This window comes from Frigoribacterium sp. PvP032, from assembly GCF_017833035.1.
GTDB lineage: Bacteria > Actinomycetota > Actinomycetes > Actinomycetales > Microbacteriaceae > Frigoribacterium.
Map to the genome: position 1 here is coordinate 3,013,995 of NZ_JAFIBM010000001.1, position 15,403 is coordinate 3,029,397.

Consider the following 15,403-nt stretch of genomic DNA (forward strand, 5'->3'; position numbering starts at 1 on the left):
AGGCGGCGCAGAGCAGGAGGCGGTGAGGACGAGGAGGCGGCGCGGACGGTGGGCACGGGCGACTCGCGCTTCTCCACAGGCACGGCCCGCGGCCCCGGCCCGCCGTCGCCCGGGCGGTACCCTTGCGGGATGACCTCGGAGACCCCCAGCGGCAAGAGCCCGCAGACCCTCAAGCCCTTCACTGCCGCGAAGAAGCTCGGGGTGCACCTGCCGGCGACCCCCGAGTCGTTCCAGGCCACGCCCGTCACCCGCGAGGAGTTCGCCGAGCTGACCGCGAACCCGCCCGAGTGGCTCGCCGAGCTCCGCCGCACCGGCCCGCACCCGCGGCCCGTGGTCGCGCAGAAGCTCGGCATCACGATCTCCGGCCTCGCCCGTGCCGGTGTCGACGACGCGCTCACCACCGACCAGATCCACGCCCTCCTCGAGGAGATGCCGCAGTGGCTCGTCACCGAGCGCGCCAACCTCGCCGAGGTGCGCGACGAAGAGCTGCGCGTCAAGGAGCGCGACGCCGGCCGTGCCGTGCTGCGCGCCGAGCGCGAGGCCGCCGAGAAGGCCGAGCAGGAGCGCCGCGGCCTGTAGTCCCCGCCGCCGGGGCCGAGTCCCCGCAGCCGGGGCCGCCGTCGAGTCCGTCGCGCGTGCCAGACCCGGCGCGCCCTGGCCCGGCCGAGCCACTAGCGTCTGACCCATGTCCTTCAACGACGACACCCGCATCGACAGCAGCAAGGTCAAGCGCGCGGGCCGCGGCCGCACCACCGGCATCGCCGCGGGGGGCGTCGGCATCGTCGGCGTCATCGTCGTCGCGCTGATCAGCCAGTTCACCGGCGTCGACCTCTCCGGCCTCGTCGGCGGCGCACAGGTCGGCCCCGCGCAGCAGGTCGAGGGCGAGTCGCTCCAGGGCTGCTCGACGGGAGCCGACGCGAACGCGAACATCGACTGCCGCATGGCAGGGGCCGCCGACTCGCTCGACACCTACTGGGCCTCGGCCGCGCCCGAGGTCGGCATACAGGGCTACGCCAGCCCTGAGTTCTTCCTCTTCACCTCCTCCGTCGACACCGGCTGCGGGGGCGCGACCAGCGCGACCGGTCCCTTCTACTGCCCGCCCGACCGGGCGCTCTACGTCGACACCGACTTCTTCGACCAGCTGCGCGAGCAGTTCGGCGCCTCGGCCGGCCCGCTGGCCCAGATGTACGTCGTCGGGCACGAGTGGGGCCACCACATCCAGCAGCTGAGCGGCTCGTTCGACCGGGCCGACCGCAGCCAGACGGGCCCCGGCTCCGACACGATCCGGCTCGAGGTGCAGGCCGACTGCTACGCCGGCGCCTGGGTGGGCTCCGCCACGACGATCCAGAACGAGTACGGCGAGACGTTCCTCGAGCCGGTGACGCGCGAGCAGGTGGCCGACGCGCTCAACGCGGCCGCGGCCGTCGGCGACGACCGGATCCAGGAGGCGTCGGGCGGCCGCGTGGACCCCGACACCTGGACGCACGGCTCGGCCGAGCAGCGCACCCGCTGGTTCGAGGCCGGCCGCGCCGGCGGCCCGACGGCCTGCGACACCTTCAGCGTCCCCACGAGCGAGCTCTAGCCAGGAAGGCGGCCGCATCGCCCGTGGGGCGAGCTGGCCGCAGTGCGAGCTGGCCGCAGGGCGAGCTGGCCGCAGTGCGAGCGCTCGGCAGAACTCCCAGCCGGTTCTCCGCCCGGCAGCACCTCCGCAGGAGCAGACTCTGCTCACGTCGCGAGGAGGCACGCCATGGTCAAGACAGGCAGAGCAGTGGAGTACGACCGGTACGGGGACATCGACGAACTGCACTTCGTCCCCCAGCAGCTCCCGGTCCCGGCCGACGACGAGGTCGTCGTCGAGGTCGTCTGCGCCGGGCTCAACCACATCGAGAACTTCACGCGGGCGGGCGACTTCCAGGACCGCCTCCCGCAGACGTTCCCGGCCCACCAGGGCTCGTGCTTCGCGGGCATCGTCAAGAAGCGCGGCTCCGCGGTGCGCGATCTCGCGGTCGGTGCCGAGGTGATCGGCCACGCCGTCGGCGGCGGCGCCCACGCCACATGGATCACCGTCCCGGCCACAGCCGTCGTCCGCAAGCCGAGCAGCGTCTCGTGGGAGGTCGCGGGCGGGCTCTACCTCGCCGGCGCCACGGCCTACGACATCGTCCGCTCGCTGCACCTCGGCGAGGGCGACGTCGTCGTCATCACGGCCGCGGCGGGCGGCGTCGGCCACATCGAGTGCCAGCTCGCCCTGGCCGCCGGCGCGAAGGTGATCGGCACCTGCAGCCCCGGCAACCACGACTACCTGCGCCAGATCGGCGTCACGCCCGTCAACTACGGCGAGGGCCTGCAGGAGCGCATCGAGACGGCCGCGGGCCGCCCGGTCACGGCCTTCATCGACAACTTCGGCGGCGACAACCCCGCGCTCAGCACCGAGCTCGGCGTCTCCGCGTCACGGTTCAGCTCGAGCGAGCACCGCCTCGACGTCGAGATGCGCTTCATCACGGCCGAGCGCGACGACACCGAGCCGTCGATGATCCTCGCGGCGCTGGCGAAGCTGATCGCCGACAACAAGGTGCGGGTGCTCATCTCGGGCTTCTACCCGTTCGACAACATCGCGCAGGCCTACGAGGACCTGGCCGAGCACCACTCCCGCGGCAAGGTCGTCGTCGGCATGCAGCCCGTCGAGACCGGCGCCCGCTCGCACTGGTACCTGTCGGCGAAGGCTCGCTCGCTGGCCGAGCAGCGCGGCTAGGGCCGGCGCAGCAGCGCGCCCGGTGCGCGCACTGTCGCGGCCGCGACGCGCATCGCGTCCGTGAGCGCCGCCTCCCAGTCGACGCTGCCGGGAGCAGTCGACTGCGCCAGCAACGACGCGACGACGGAGGCGAACGTCGCGTCGCCCGCGCCCATCGTGTCGACGACGTCGCCGTCGAGCGCCGCGATGCCCTGCCGCAGCGGCTCGTGCCCGGCGAGCGTCAGGCTGGCCCCGTCGGAGCCGCGCGTCGCGAGCACTCCCCCGGCGCCCGCGGCGAGCAGCGCCTCCTGCCACTCGTCGAGCGTGCCGCCGGCGACCAGCTCCGCGTCGTCCTCGCCGACCTTGACCAGCAAGGAGGAGGCGGCCGCCCGGGCGAAGCCGGTCGCGAAGGCCTCGGGGTCGCGCAGGAACCCGGGGCGCGGGTTCGGGTCGACGACGAGCCGCGGCGGCTCGGCCCCGACGGCTGCGAGCAGCCGCTCGGTCAGCCGGGCGTCGTCGAACGGGTACGAGCTGACGGCCACGAGCGGCGCGACCGCGATGGCGGCGAGCTGGGCGTCGCCGAAGTCGAGGCCGCGGGCGACGGCCGCGTCGCTGAAGGCGTAGGTCGGCTCGCCGTCGACGCGCTCGCTGACGGCGCGGCCGGTGCCGAGCGGGTTCGTCGTGGCCACGAGCTCGACGCCGTGCTCGGCCAGGTGCGAGCGGATCGACGCCCCGTCGGCGTCGTCGCCGACCGAGGCGAGCAGGGTGGTGGGGACGCCGAGCCGGGCGAGCCCGACGGCGACGTTGAGGCCGGCGCCGCCGACGTGGTCGTCCGAGCCGGAGGGGGTGCGCAGCTCGTCGATGAGCGCGTCGCCGATGACGACGACGCGGCGTGCAGACTGGTCCATGCGGACACCCTACGGGCGCGCACGGACGTCGACTCACCGGACGCCCGTCGTGCGGCCGGTCGCCCCTCGCCCCGGCCGGGCTCCGCACTACGCTGGCGCGGTGACTGACTACGCTCTGGCCGTCGACGTCGGCGGCACCAAGGTCGAGGCCGCGCTCGTCGCGGCCGACGGCGTCCTCTCCCCCGGCAGCCGCGACCGCCGCCCCACCGGCCACGACTCCACCAGCGACCAGCTCGCCGACGCCGTCCGTGACGTCGTGCGCCACGCGCTCGCGGCGCTCGGCGACGGAGACGTGCTGGTCGGCGCGGGCATCGGCAGCGCCGGCCCGGTCGACCTCGTCGAGGGCTCGGTCTCGCCCATCAACCTGCCCGCCTGGCGCGGCTTCCCGCTGCGCGCGCTCGTCGCGGAGCTGCTGGCCGAGGCGAGCCGCGGCGCTGGCGCCCCCGCAGGCACCGGCTCCGCCGACCTCCCCGTGACCCTGCGCCTCGACGGCGTCAGCCTCGCCCTCGCCGAGCACTGGGTGGGCGCCACCCAGGGCGTCGACAACGCCGTCGCGATCACCGTGTCGACGGGCGTCGGCGGCGGGCTGATCGTGAACGGCCGCCTCCTGTCGGGGGGCACCGGCAACGCCGGCCACATCGGCCAGATCCAGATCGCCGACCGGCCGGCGGGCGAGAACGCCTGGGCGGCCACCCTCGAGGTCATCGCCTCGGGCCCCAACGTCGTGCGCTGGGCGCAGCAGCAGGGCTGGCAGGGCGAGCGCGGCGAGGACCTCGCCGCCGGCTACGTCGCCGGAGACGTGATCGCCGTCGCGGCCGTCCGCCGCTCGGCCAACGCCGTCGGCGAGGCCATCTCGTCGGTGACGACCCTGCTCGACCTCGACGTCGCCGCGATCGGCGGGGGCTTCTCGCGCGTCAGCGACGACTACCTCGACCTGGTCAGGGCCACCGTCGAGGAGGCGCCCGTCAACGGCTACGCCCGTCGCGTCCGCGTCGTCCGCTCCGGCCTCAGCGACGAGAGCCCGCTCGTCGGGGCCGCCGCCCTCGTCTGGCAGGCGGACCTGCTCGGCTGAGCCCACGCCTCCTGCGGGCCCGCCTGTCGTGGCCGCCCAGGCTGGGAGCCGTTGTCGGAGGCCGGGAATAGGCTCTTTCCATCCCCACGACGACGTCGGGATCCCGCGCGCCCGCACCCGGGTGCGCACGACCCGCCACCACACGGAGGTATCTCCATGCCCACCACCGTCCCCGTCATCCAGACCCCCTCGGCCGGCGCGCCCTTCGAGCGCTCGACCGTCCAGCTGCGCGACGTCGGCCCGAACGACGTCCAGATCGACATCGCCTTCGCCGGCGTCTGCCACAGCGACATCCACCAGGCCCGCGAAGAGTGGGGCAAGGCCATCTTCCCGATGGTGCCCGGCCACGAGATCGCCGGCGTCGTCACCCAGGTCGGCTCCGACGTGTCGAAGCACAAGGTCGGCGACCGCGTCGGCATCGGCTGCTTCGTCGACAGCTGCCGCGAGTGCGAGAACTGCCTCGCGGGCGAGCAGCAGTTCTGCGTCAAGGGCAACGTGCCCACCTACAACGGTCGCCAGTACTCGGGCGAAGAGACCTACGGCGGCTACGCCAAGCAGATCGTCGCCGACGAGAACTACGTGCTGTCGATCCCCGAGGGCATCGCGCTCGACGAGGCCGCGCCGCTGCTCTGTGCCGGCATCACGACCTACTCGCCGCTGAAGCACTGGGGCGCGGGCCCCGGCAAGAAGGTCGCCGTCGTCGGCATGGGCGGCCTCGGCCACATGGCCGTGAAGATCGCGCACGCCATGGGCGCCGAGGTCACCGTCATCAGCCAGACGCTCTCCAAGCAGGAGGACGGCCTGAAGCTCGGCGCCGACCACTACTACGCGTCGAGCGACCCCGACACGTTCAAGCAGCTGCGCAGCTCGTTCGACCTGATCATCAACACGATCTCGGCCGACATGGACATCGACGCGTACGCCCGCACCCTCCGCCTCAACGGCACGATGGTGTTCGTCGGCCTGCCCGAGAACCCGCAGTCGTTCAGCGCCGGCTCCCTCATCGGCGGCCGCCGCAGCCTCGCCGGCTCCAACATCGGCGGCATCCCCGAGACGCAGGAGATGCTCGACTTCTGCGCCGAGCACCACATCGGCGCCGAGATCGAGACGATCAGCGCCGACGACATCGACGACGCCTACGAGCGCGTCGTCGGCAGCAAGGTCCGCTACCGCTTCGTGATCGACACCGCCACGATCTAGCGCTCGCCGCCACGCCGAAGGCCCCCTCCCGACCGGGAGGGGGCCTTCGGCGTCGCCTGCACCCGACCCCGATCACGTGTCCGGGCGACTTCGTCGCATGCGGGCGGTCACGACCGCCCGTCTCGGACGAACTCGCCCGCGGAGCAGCCCCGAGGAGGCGCGGGTCGCCTACCGCGGGTCGGCGGGCGTGTTGAAGCGGTGCAGCCACCCGGCGAACTCGCCGAGCTCGTCGTCGGTCCAGCCCTCCACGTGGCTGCGGAACACGGCGCGGTTCTCGTGCCGCACCTCCAGCATGCGGGCCTCGGCGCGGTCGGTGCTGCCGAGCGTCATCACACGGCCGTCGGCGGCGTCGGGCACGACGTCGACGAAGCCCGCCTCGCGGAGCAGGGCGACCTGGCGGCTCACGGCGCTCTTGTCGAGGGCCATCGCCTTGACGATGTCGCCTGCCGTGCAGGGCTGGTGCTTCATCACGTAGCGGAGCACGTAGAACGCGGTGGGCGGCACGTCCGGGTCGAACCGCGACGCGGCGGCGGCGATCGTGCGCTTCGCCTCGACCATCATCGAGCCGATCTCGTCGACGACGCTCGCCATCAGGCCCTCGCGCCCGTCGTCGTCCGGCCCGGGAAGGCGCGGTGCGGCGGCGGCGCCGACCGGGCGCGGTGCGTCGAGCACCGCGCCCGCGGGCGTGCCGTCATCGGTCGGCTGCGACATCCTTCTCCTCGACCAGGGACGAGAACACCGGGCTCTCGGCCAGTTCGTCGTCCGACACCGGATGGCCAGCCACCTCGGCGGCACCGGTGGCGATGATCGTGTCGATGGTACCGGTGCCCGTCGTGGCGTGGGCGTGATGACGACGCCCGCCCGAGGTCGAGGCCGTGGCCGTAGCCGAGGCCGTAGCCGAGGCCGAGGCCGAGGGCTCCCGCGCGTCGTCGCCCTGGTCGACGGGCGACGTGGGCGCCGGCGTCGACACGCCGTCGGTCGTGGTGGCCGGTGCGCTCGACACGGACGGGGCGAGCCCTGCCGTGGCCGCGACGCCCTTCTCGACCGCCGAGGCGTCGTCGTCAGGGGCGGCACCAGCACCAGCAGCACCAGCACCGTCGCCCGACGCGGCAGCCCGCTGGATGCCCGTCTTCGTGCCGAGCTCGACGTTCGGCAGCAGGCAGACGAACACGATGGTGATGACGGCGAGCGGTGCAGCGATGAGGAACACGTCGGCGACGCCCTGGCCGTAGGCCGACTCGATGATGGTGCGGATCGGGCCGGGGACGGTGCTGAGGTCGGGGATGCTCGTCGAGCCGCCGCTGCCGAGCGCGCTCGGGTCGACGCCGGCGTCGGTGAGGCCGTCCGTGATGTAGCCGGAGACCTTGGTGCCGAGCACGGCGCCCATCACCGAGACGCCGATGGTGCCGCCGAGGCTGCGGAAGAACGCGACGCTCGAGGAGGCGGCGCCCACGACGCTGACGTCGACCGAGTTCTGCACGACGAGCACGAGGTTCTGCATCACCATGCCGATGCCGAGCCCCATCATCGCCATGAAGACGGAGACGATCGCGAAGTTCGTGTCGTACTCGATGGTCGACATGAGGAACAGGCCGGCCGCCAGCAGGATCGACCCGACGATCATGTAGGGCTTCCACTTGCCGTACTTCGAGATGAGCGCGCCGGCGACCATCGACGAGATGAGCAGGCCGAGCACCATCGGCAGGGTCAGGATGCCCGCCATGGTGGGCGACTGGCCGCGGGCCAGCTGCATGTACTGGCCGAGGAACACGCTGGTGCCGAACATCGCGACGCCGACGCTGAGCGAGGCGACCACCGCGAAGGTGAAGGTGCGGTTCTTGAAGAGCGTCAGGGGGATGATCGGCTCCTTCGAGCGGAACTCCACGACGACGGCCAGCGCGAGCAGCACGGCCGCGCCGACGCCCATCAGCCAGCTGGTGGTCGAGTTCCAGTCGAACTGCTTGCCGCCGAGCGACACCCAGACGAGCAGCAGCGAGACGCCGCCGGCGATCAGGCCGGCGCCCCAGTAGTCGACCACGACGGCCTTCTTGGGCTTCGGCGGCAGGTGCAGGGTGCGCTGGATGACGATGAGCGCGGCGACGCCGACGGGCACGCCGACGAAGAAGTTCCAGCGCCAGCCGATCGAGTCGGTCAGGACGCCGCCGAGCAGCGGTCCGCCGATGGTGCCGACGCTCATCACGGCGCCGAGGTAGCCCATGTACCGGCCGCGCTCACGCGGGCTGATGATGTCGCTCATGACGACCTGCACCAGGGCGGTGAGGCCGCCGGCGCCGAGGCCCTGGAACACGCGGAAGGTGATCAGCGTCGCGGTGTTCTGCGAGAACCCGGCCGCGACCGACGCGAGCACGAAGAGCACCAGCGCGACCTGCAGCAGCACCTTGCGGTTCGTGAGGTCGGAGAACTTGCCCCAGAGCGGCGTGCTCACGGTGGTCGCGAGCAGCGTCGCCGTGATGACCCAGGTGTACGAGGTCTGGCTGCCGTTCAGGTCGCTGACGATGCGCGGCAGCGAGGTCGACACGACGGTCGACGACAGGATCGCCACGAGCATGCCCATCAGCAGGCCCGACAGGGCCGTGAGGACTTCGCGGTGGCTCATGCCGGGCGCCTCGCCCGGTTCGTGCGGCGCCGCGGGCTTCGTGCCCGCGCCCGCCGATGCGGTGGTGGTGGTCTGCGACAAGGTCGGCTCCGTGGTGACTCTGAGATGTGGGGGCCCGGACGTCGTCGGCCAGGTAGTTGTAGAACCACAACCATACGCCTCAGTTGACGATCTGCAACCACTTTCGTGCAGATCGCGCATGTTTTTTTGACCGAGCGCACGCAGGAGGCGCGGTGCCCGTCGAACGGACACCGCGCCTCCTGCGCGCACCAGCGGCGAGCTAGCGGACCTCTTCGGGTCTCTTCTGCCGGAACATCTCGGCCGGCTGGTCCGGGCCCTTCCAGACGCCGACGATGCCCCAGGCGACGGCGGTCAGCGGCACGGCGATCACGGCGCCGACGATGCCGCCGAGCACGGTGCCCGCGGTCAGCGCGACCAGGATGACGAGACCGTGCAGGCGCAGCGTGTGGCCCATCAGCACGGGCTGCAGCAGGTTGCCCTCGAGCTGGTTGACGAGCACGACCACCGCGATGACCCAGATGGCGTCGATCGGGCCGTTGGCGACCAGGGCGACGAGCGCGGCGAGGATGCCGGCCGCGGTCGCGCCGACGAGCGGGATGAACGCGGTGAGGAACACGACGACGGCCAGCGGCAGCGCGAGGGGCACGCCGATGATCCAGAGGCCGATGCCGATCCCGATCGCGTCGACGGCGGCGACGGTGGCCGTGCCGCGCACGTAGCCGCCGAGCGTCTGGACGGTCTTGTCGCCGATGCGACGGGCGCGGGCGTACTGCTGGCCGCGGAACGGGCGGAGCATGAACTCCCAGATCGCGGGCCCGTCCTTGAGGAAGAAGAACAGCACCACGATCATCAGCACGAGGCCGGTGGCGAAGCTGCCGACCGCGCTCGCGCCGGCGAGGGCGCCCGAGCCGAAGGAGGCGCTGGTCACGAAGTTCACGACGGTGTCGCGGACGTCCTCGATCTGCTGGTCGGTGATCGAGAACGGCAGCGTCGTGATGAAGTCCTGCAGCTGGCCGATGCCCTTCTGCGCGGACGAGACGAGCGACGAGGCCTGGTTCTCGACGGCCCAGACGACCAGCCAGCCGACGAGGCCCAGGACGCCGAGGATGCCGACGAGGGCGATCAGCGTGGCGAGCAGCGAGGGCACGCGTCGGTGCCGCAGCCACGACACCACCGGGTGCATCGCGGACGCGAAGATGAGGGCGAGCAGCACCGGGATGGTGACGAGGCTCAGGGTCTTGAACGAGTAGATGAGGCCTGCGGCGACCACCACGACGACGATGATCTGGATCGATCGCGTCGCGAGGCGGCCGAACGGGTCGCCCCACTGGTTGGCCTGGGTGGCGACTGCCTGCGCGGCGTCGGCCGTCGCGTCGCCCTCGCGGCTGCGGAATATGGCCACGTGGTGTCCTCTTCGTCTCGGTGCGCCGGTCTCGGCGGCACGGGTCGTCGACCCCAGCGGTCGACCGCACCCATCGAACCGCGTCAGCGTGCCCGGGGGCCGGATCTCGCCCGGCGTGCCCCCGCAGGGTGCCCGCCCGCCATGCTCGCGCGGAGCGAGAACGGGTCGCGGCGCCACCAGCGGACGAACGGCACGCCGTCCCGCCCGTGCACGGCGAACGACCGCACGGCGCGCGTGCTGCGCAGCCACTGTCGGCCGCCGCGGGCGAACGGGCGGGCCGAGATCGACGCGACCACGTCGCGCCGCCACACGATGCGACCGGGCTGCCCGAGCACGAGGTCGCCGAGGTGCACCGCGAGGTCCATGTCGTCGTGCAGCCCGACGTCGCGCCGGTGCACGTCGGCCCGCACCGCCTCCCAGGCCGAGCGCCGCATCATCATGGTCGAGCCGAAGAGCGGCCAGTGCGCGAGGCCTGCGCCGACGAGCACGTGGTATGCCCCGACGTAGCCCAGCGACAGGATGCGCTGCAGGCCCATCGGGGCGTCGTAGAAGCGGGCGCCGGTGCTCGCCGCGACCGCCTCGGGATGCTCGTCGAAGGTGCGCGAGAGCTCTTCAACCCAGGTGCGCGGCAGCACGCTGTCGGCGTCGCAGCGCCCCACGAGGTCGCCGAGCGCGCCGTCGTAGCCGGTCGACGCCGCGGCGGCGATGCCGACGACGGGCTGGTGCAGCACGCGGGCGCCGGCGGCCAGGGCGACGGCGACGCTGTCGTCCGAGCTGCCGTTGTCGACGACGACGACCTCGTCGGGCAGCACGGTCTGGCGGGCCAGCGACCGCAGGCAGACCTCGAGGTGACGTGCGTCGTCACGGACCGGGATCACGACGGAGACACGCACGGCCCCATCCTGCCCGCCTACCCTGGGCGCCATGAGCACCTCCGTCGTCGTCGTGTCCGACACCCACGTCCCGCAGAAGGCCAAGGCCGTGCCCGCGGCCGTGTGGAGCGCGGTCGAGAGGGCCGACGTCGTCGTCCACGCGGGCGACTGGACCGGCGTGCCGCTGCTCGACGAGCTCGAGGCCAGGGCGCGCCTCCTCGTGGCCGTCTGGGGCAACAACGACGGCGACGACCTGCGAGCCCGCCTGCCCGAGGTGGCCCGCACGACGATCGACGGGGTCCGCCTCGCCGTCGTGCACGAGACCGGACAGAAGGAGGGGCGCGAGACCCGGATGGACCGCGCCTTCCCCGAGACGGACCTGCTGGTCTTCGGCCACAGCCACATCCCGTGGGACACGACCACCCCGGCCGGCCTCCGGCTGCTCAACCCCGGCTCGCCGACCGACCGCCGACGTCAGCCGCGGGCCACGTACCTCACGCTCACGCTCGACGCCGGCGCGGTGCGCGACGTCGCCCTGCACGAGCTGCCGCTGCGCGCCGACGCGCTCGACGGGGTGCTGCCGCACCCCCGCATGACGACCTAGCCGGCGGGCGTCTCGGCCGGCGCCTGCTCGGCGGGCGTCTCGGCGGGGGCCTCGGGCGACGGCGTCGGGGTCGCCGTGGCGGCGTCCGCGTAGCTGTTGCCTGCGGCGGTCACGACGAAGTTGCGGAACTCCTCGTTGGTGAAGGGCTGGCTGAACTCGTACTGCTGGCCGTTGACGAGCACCGTCGGGGTGCCGCGGAACGACTGGACGTTGCTGTTGGGCAGCGGGCCGTCGAGGGCGCGCTCGGTGGCGGCGCCCACCCACGACGCGAACTCCTGGTCGTCGATGCACTGCGTGATCTGCGAGGCCGAGGTGACCCCGTCGACGCCGGTCGCGATCTCGGCCAGGCGGGCGTCGTCGAGGCCGCGCGTGCCCTCTTCCGGCTGGTTCTCGAACATCGCGGTGTTGAAGTCGAAGAACGAGTCCGGCGAGTAGTTCGCGACGCACGCGGCGGCGTTGGCGGCCCGGTTCGAGTACTTCGTGCCGAGCGAGCTGTTCGTGAGGATCGCCACCGGGTGGTACTCGACCGTGGCCGCGCCCGACGAGACGAGGCCGGCGATGTACTCGTTGTTCGCCTCTTCGAAGCCGCCGCAGATCGGGCAGAGGTAGTCGAGGTAGATCACGATGTCGACGGTGTCGGACGACGCGGTCGTCTCGGTGGCCGTGGGCTCGTCGTCGGCGCCGAGGGCAGGGGTCGTCTCGGCCACGAAGTCCTGGCCGATGCGGATGCCGTCGCTGGCCATGTTGGCGGGGCCCGGGCCCGCGGGACGGATGCTGTTGGTGATCACGACGACGACGGCCACGACGATGGCGAGCACCACGACGACGAGGCCGCCCTGCAGCAGCCACCGGCTCGTCTTCTGGCGCCGCTTCTGCTTCTTGCGGGCGAGCTGGGCGCGCTCACGGGCGGCTGCGCGGCGCTGGTTCTTGGTCGCGTTCTTGCTCAGCGGCTCGGAGCCTGAGGGGCCGATGTCAGTCATGGAACGGTTCTCCGATGCGCGACGAGGTCGCGGTCGCGTCGTAGGGGGCTGAACGGGCCCGAGGAGGTGGAGGGCCCGGTCGATGGTACGAGCGCGGACTGGGAAAAGTCCAAACAACCCGTGGCCGGATCGTGACTCCGTGGCCCCCGGAGAGGTGGGGATGAGTCACCTCCTGTGGCATGCTGTGCAGAGTGGTCACTGCTGACCCAGGGTGATCACCAATCCGTTCACGAAGGATCGTCCGGCACGTACCTGCCGGTGAAGGAGAAATGAATCATGGCGTCTGTGACGTTCAGCAAGGCAACCCGTCTCTACCCCGGCTCGACCCGTCCCGCGGTCGACGCGATCGACCTCGAGGTCGCCGACGGCGAGTTCCTCGTCCTCGTGGGCCCCTCTGGCTGCGGCAAGTCGACCACCCTGCGCATGCTCGCCGGCCTCGAAGAGGTCAACAGCGGCGACATCTTCATCGGCGACCGCAACGTCACCGACGTCCCCCCGAAGGACCGGGACATCGCGATGGTGTTCCAGAACTACGCGCTGTACCCGCACATGACCGTCGCCGAGAACATGGGCTTCGCGCTCAAGATCGCCGGCGTCGGCAAGGAAGAGCGTGCCACCCGCGTCCTCGAGGCGGCCAAGCTGCTCGACCTCGAGCCCTACCTCTCGCGCAAGCCCAAGGCCCTCTCCGGTGGTCAGCGTCAGCGCGTCGCCATGGGCCGCGCCATCGTGCGCCAGCCGCAGGTGTTCCTCATGGACGAGCCGCTGTCGAACCTCGACGCCAAGCTGCGCGTGCAGACCCGCACCCAGATCGCCTCGCTCCAGCGTCGTCTCGGCGTCACCACGGTCTACGTCACGCACGACCAGACCGAGGCCCTGACCATGGGCGACCGCATCGCGGTCCTCAAGGACGGCGTCCTCCAGCAGGTCGGCACCCCCCGCGACCTGTACGAGAAGCCGCAGAACGTCTTCGTCGCCGGCTTCATCGGCTCCCCCGCGATGAACCTGCTGCCCGCCGACGTCGTCGCCGGCGGCATCCAGTTCGGCACGGCGGTCACCGCCGTCGACCGCGACACCGTCGGCCAGGCCAACGGCACGAGCGTCACCATCGGCGTCCGTCCGGAGGACGTCGTCGTCAACACCGCCGGCGAGGGCCTCGCGGTCACCGTCGACGTCGTCGAAGAGCTCGGCGCGGACGGCTACCTCTACGGCCACACCGAGGTGAGCGGCCAGCGCGTCGACATCGTCGTGCGCGTCGACGGTCGCAACCACCCCAAGCTGGGCGAGACCATCCACATCACGCCCCAGGCGCACCACGTGCACGTCTTCGACACCGAGTCGGGCGAGCGCCTCGGCGACAAGGCCGTCGTCAGCGCCTAGCGACACCCTGATCGGCCCGTCGAGACCGTCCGGAGCAGCGCTCCGCACGCCTCGGCGGGCCGTTCGGCTGTCCGCGGCCGCAGCTCCTGCGTGACTCGGCCCGCGCCTCCTGCGACACTGGCTCCAGCCGTGCGTCCGTCTCTCGTCAGACCGCCGGCTTCTTCGCCCGCACTCCCCCGGTCCCGCCACCCCCTCGAAAGCGACCATGAGCGACTCCCTCAACATCACGTCCGCCACGGCCGACCCTGCCCTCCTCGACCTGCCCTGGGCGCTGCCCCTCGACGAGTGGCCCGACGACGCGATCGCGACCCTGCCGAAGGGCATCTCGCGGCACCTGGTCCGCTTCGCGCACCTCAGCGGCTACGTCATCGCGATCAAGGAGACCTCGGGCGAGATGGCCCGCGGCGAGTACGAGATGCTCCGCACCCTGCAGCGGATGGACATCCCCTGCGTCGACCCGCTCGCCGTCATCACGAACCGGCACGACGTCGACGGCAGCCTGCTGAACCCCGTGCTCGTCACCCGGCACCTCAAGTTCTCGCTGCCCTACCGCGCGCTCTACTCTCAGACCCTCCGGCCCGAGACGGCGACTCGCCTCGTCGACGCGCTCGCGCTGCTGCTCGTGCGCCTGCACGTGATCGGCTTCTACTGGGGCGACGTCTCGCTCTCGAACACGCTGTTCCGCCGCGACGCCGGCGCCTTCGCCGCGTACCTCGTCGACGCCGAGACGGGCAAGCTCTACCCGGGCGGCCTCTCGAACGGACAGCGCGAGAACGACCTCGAGGTCGCCCGCGTCAACATCGCCGGCGAGCTGCTCGACCTCGAGGCCGGCGGGCGTCTCGACGACAACCTCGACGCCGTCGACGTGAGCAACGGCATCGTCGCGAAGTACCGGAGCCTGTGGACGGAGCTCACCGGCAGCGAGACCTTCGACAGCTCGGAGCGCTGGCGCATCAACGACCGCGTCGAGCGCCTCAACGACCTCGGCTTCGACATCGAGGAGCTGGCGATCAAGACCACCGAGGGCGGCACGCAGGTGCGCATCCAGCCCAAGGTCGTCGACGCCGGGCACCACTCCCGGCGGCTGCTGCGCCTCACCGGCCTCGACGTCGAGGAGAACCAGGCCCGCCGCCTCCTGAACGACCTCGACGCCTACCGCCTGCGGACCGGCCAGATCGACGCCGACGAGGAGATGGTGGCGCACGAGTGGGCCGCCCGCGTCTTCGAGCCCGTCGTGCGGTCGATCCCGCGCGAGATGCGCGGTCGCCTCGAGCCCGCCGAGGTGTTCCACCAGCTGCTCGAGCACCGCTGGTACCAGTCGCAGCAGGAGGGCCGCGACGTGCCGATCGCCGAGGCGCTGACCTCGTACATCAACGACGTGCTGCGCCACCGTCGCGACGAGCGCACCGTCATCGCCCCCGCCACCGAGTCGATCCGGCTGCCCGACGCCGACCTCGACGGGGACGACGACGAGGCCGAGGACGACGAGCTCGAGGACTGGCGCGCGAAGGTCTGACGACCGCCCCCTTCAGCCGAACACCCCGTAGCGGGGTGTTCGCGTGTGACAGGCGACGCGAAGGAGGCGCGGTGCCGGTCTGACCGGCACCGCGCCTCCTCTGCGG

At 72.0% G+C, this 15,403-nt stretch carries 14 protein-coding genes; 8 read left to right on the top strand and 6 right to left on the bottom strand.

What is annotated here, in order from left to right:
• Positions 1–129 precede the first annotated feature (129 nt).
• From JOE35_RS13880 to JOE35_RS13890, 3 genes are all read left to right on the top strand, one after another.
• Positions 130–579: a DUF5997 family protein gene (locus JOE35_RS13880; protein ID WP_209561545.1), complete on the top strand. Its 450-nt coding sequence runs from the start codon at positions 130–132 to the stop codon at positions 577–579.
• 106 nt (positions 580–685) lie between these two features.
• Complete coding sequence (locus JOE35_RS13885) at positions 686–1,582, top strand: neutral zinc metallopeptidase (protein WP_209561546.1); 897 nt, start codon at positions 686–688, stop codon at positions 1,580–1,582.
• Between the two features lie 165 nt (positions 1,583–1,747).
• Positions 1,748–2,749 (top strand): NADP-dependent oxidoreductase, encoded by a 1,002-nt coding sequence (locus JOE35_RS13890; protein WP_209561547.1) that lies wholly within the window; start codon positions 1,748–1,750, stop codon positions 2,747–2,749.
• Here the strand turns inward: JOE35_RS13890 and JOE35_RS13895 are convergent.
• Complete coding sequence (locus JOE35_RS13895; RefSeq protein WP_209561548.1) at positions 2,746–3,636, bottom strand: PfkB family carbohydrate kinase; 891 nt, start codon at positions 3,634–3,636, stop codon at positions 2,746–2,748. The genes JOE35_RS13890 and JOE35_RS13895 overlap by 4 nt on opposite strands.
• Positions 3,637–3,736: 100 nt before the next feature.
• Here JOE35_RS13895 and JOE35_RS13900 point away from each other — a divergent pair, with 100 nt between their 5' ends.
• Positions 3,737–4,708, top strand: coding sequence for an ROK family protein (locus JOE35_RS13900; protein WP_307803099.1), 972 nt, complete (start codon positions 3,737–3,739; stop codon positions 4,706–4,708).
• Between the two features lie 156 nt (positions 4,709–4,864).
• On the top strand, positions 4,865–5,908 hold the full coding sequence (locus tag JOE35_RS13905) for an NAD(P)-dependent alcohol dehydrogenase (RefSeq protein ID WP_209561550.1): 1,044 nt from the start codon (positions 4,865–4,867) through the stop codon (positions 5,906–5,908).
• Positions 5,909–6,076: 168 nt separating this feature from the next.
• Here JOE35_RS13905 and JOE35_RS13910 read toward each other — a convergent pair whose 3' ends face one another.
• The 4 genes from JOE35_RS13910 to JOE35_RS13925 form a co-directional block, all read right to left on the bottom strand.
• Positions 6,077–6,619 carry a MarR family winged helix-turn-helix transcriptional regulator gene (locus JOE35_RS13910; RefSeq protein WP_209561551.1) on the bottom strand — a complete coding sequence of 181 codons (543 nt, stop codon included), beginning with the start codon at positions 6,617–6,619 and terminating at the stop codon, positions 6,077–6,079.
• On the bottom strand, positions 6,600–8,606 hold the full coding sequence (locus JOE35_RS13915; protein WP_374099711.1) for an MDR family MFS transporter: 2,007 nt from the start codon (positions 8,604–8,606) through the stop codon (positions 6,600–6,602). Before JOE35_RS13915 ends, JOE35_RS13910 begins: the two co-directional genes overlap by 20 nt.
• Positions 8,607–8,805: 199 nt before the next feature.
• Positions 8,806–9,948, bottom strand: coding sequence for an AI-2E family transporter (locus JOE35_RS13920; RefSeq protein WP_209561552.1), 1,143 nt, complete (start codon positions 9,946–9,948; stop codon positions 8,806–8,808).
• 83 nt (positions 9,949–10,031) lie between these two features.
• A complete protein-coding gene (locus tag JOE35_RS13925; protein ID WP_209561553.1) occupies positions 10,032–10,841 on the bottom strand; it encodes a glycosyltransferase family 2 protein in 810 nt (269 codons plus the stop codon).
• Between the two features lie 31 nt (positions 10,842–10,872).
• Between JOE35_RS13925 and JOE35_RS13930 the strand changes: the two genes are divergently transcribed.
• Positions 10,873–11,424, top strand: a complete 552-nt coding sequence (locus JOE35_RS13930; protein ID WP_209561554.1) for a metallophosphoesterase — start codon at positions 10,873–10,875, stop codon at positions 11,422–11,424.
• Here the strand turns inward: JOE35_RS13930 and JOE35_RS13935 are convergent.
• On the bottom strand, positions 11,421–12,404 hold the full coding sequence (locus tag JOE35_RS13935; protein ID WP_209561555.1) for a thioredoxin domain-containing protein: 984 nt from the start codon (positions 12,402–12,404) through the stop codon (positions 11,421–11,423). The genes JOE35_RS13930 and JOE35_RS13935 overlap by 4 nt on opposite strands.
• Positions 12,405–12,680: 276 nt before the next feature.
• On the opposite strand from JOE35_RS13935, the gene JOE35_RS13940 reads away from it, so the two are divergent.
• Positions 12,681–13,781 carry an ABC transporter ATP-binding protein gene (locus JOE35_RS13940; protein ID WP_123547868.1) on the top strand — a complete coding sequence of 367 codons (1,101 nt, stop codon included), beginning with the start codon at positions 12,681–12,683 and terminating at the stop codon, positions 13,779–13,781.
• Positions 13,782–13,986: 205 nt separating this feature from the next.
• Positions 13,987–15,297 carry a DUF4032 domain-containing protein gene (locus tag JOE35_RS13945; RefSeq protein ID WP_146903294.1) on the top strand — a complete coding sequence of 437 codons (1,311 nt, stop codon included), beginning with the start codon at positions 13,987–13,989 and terminating at the stop codon, positions 15,295–15,297.
• Positions 15,298–15,403 lie beyond the last annotated feature (106 nt).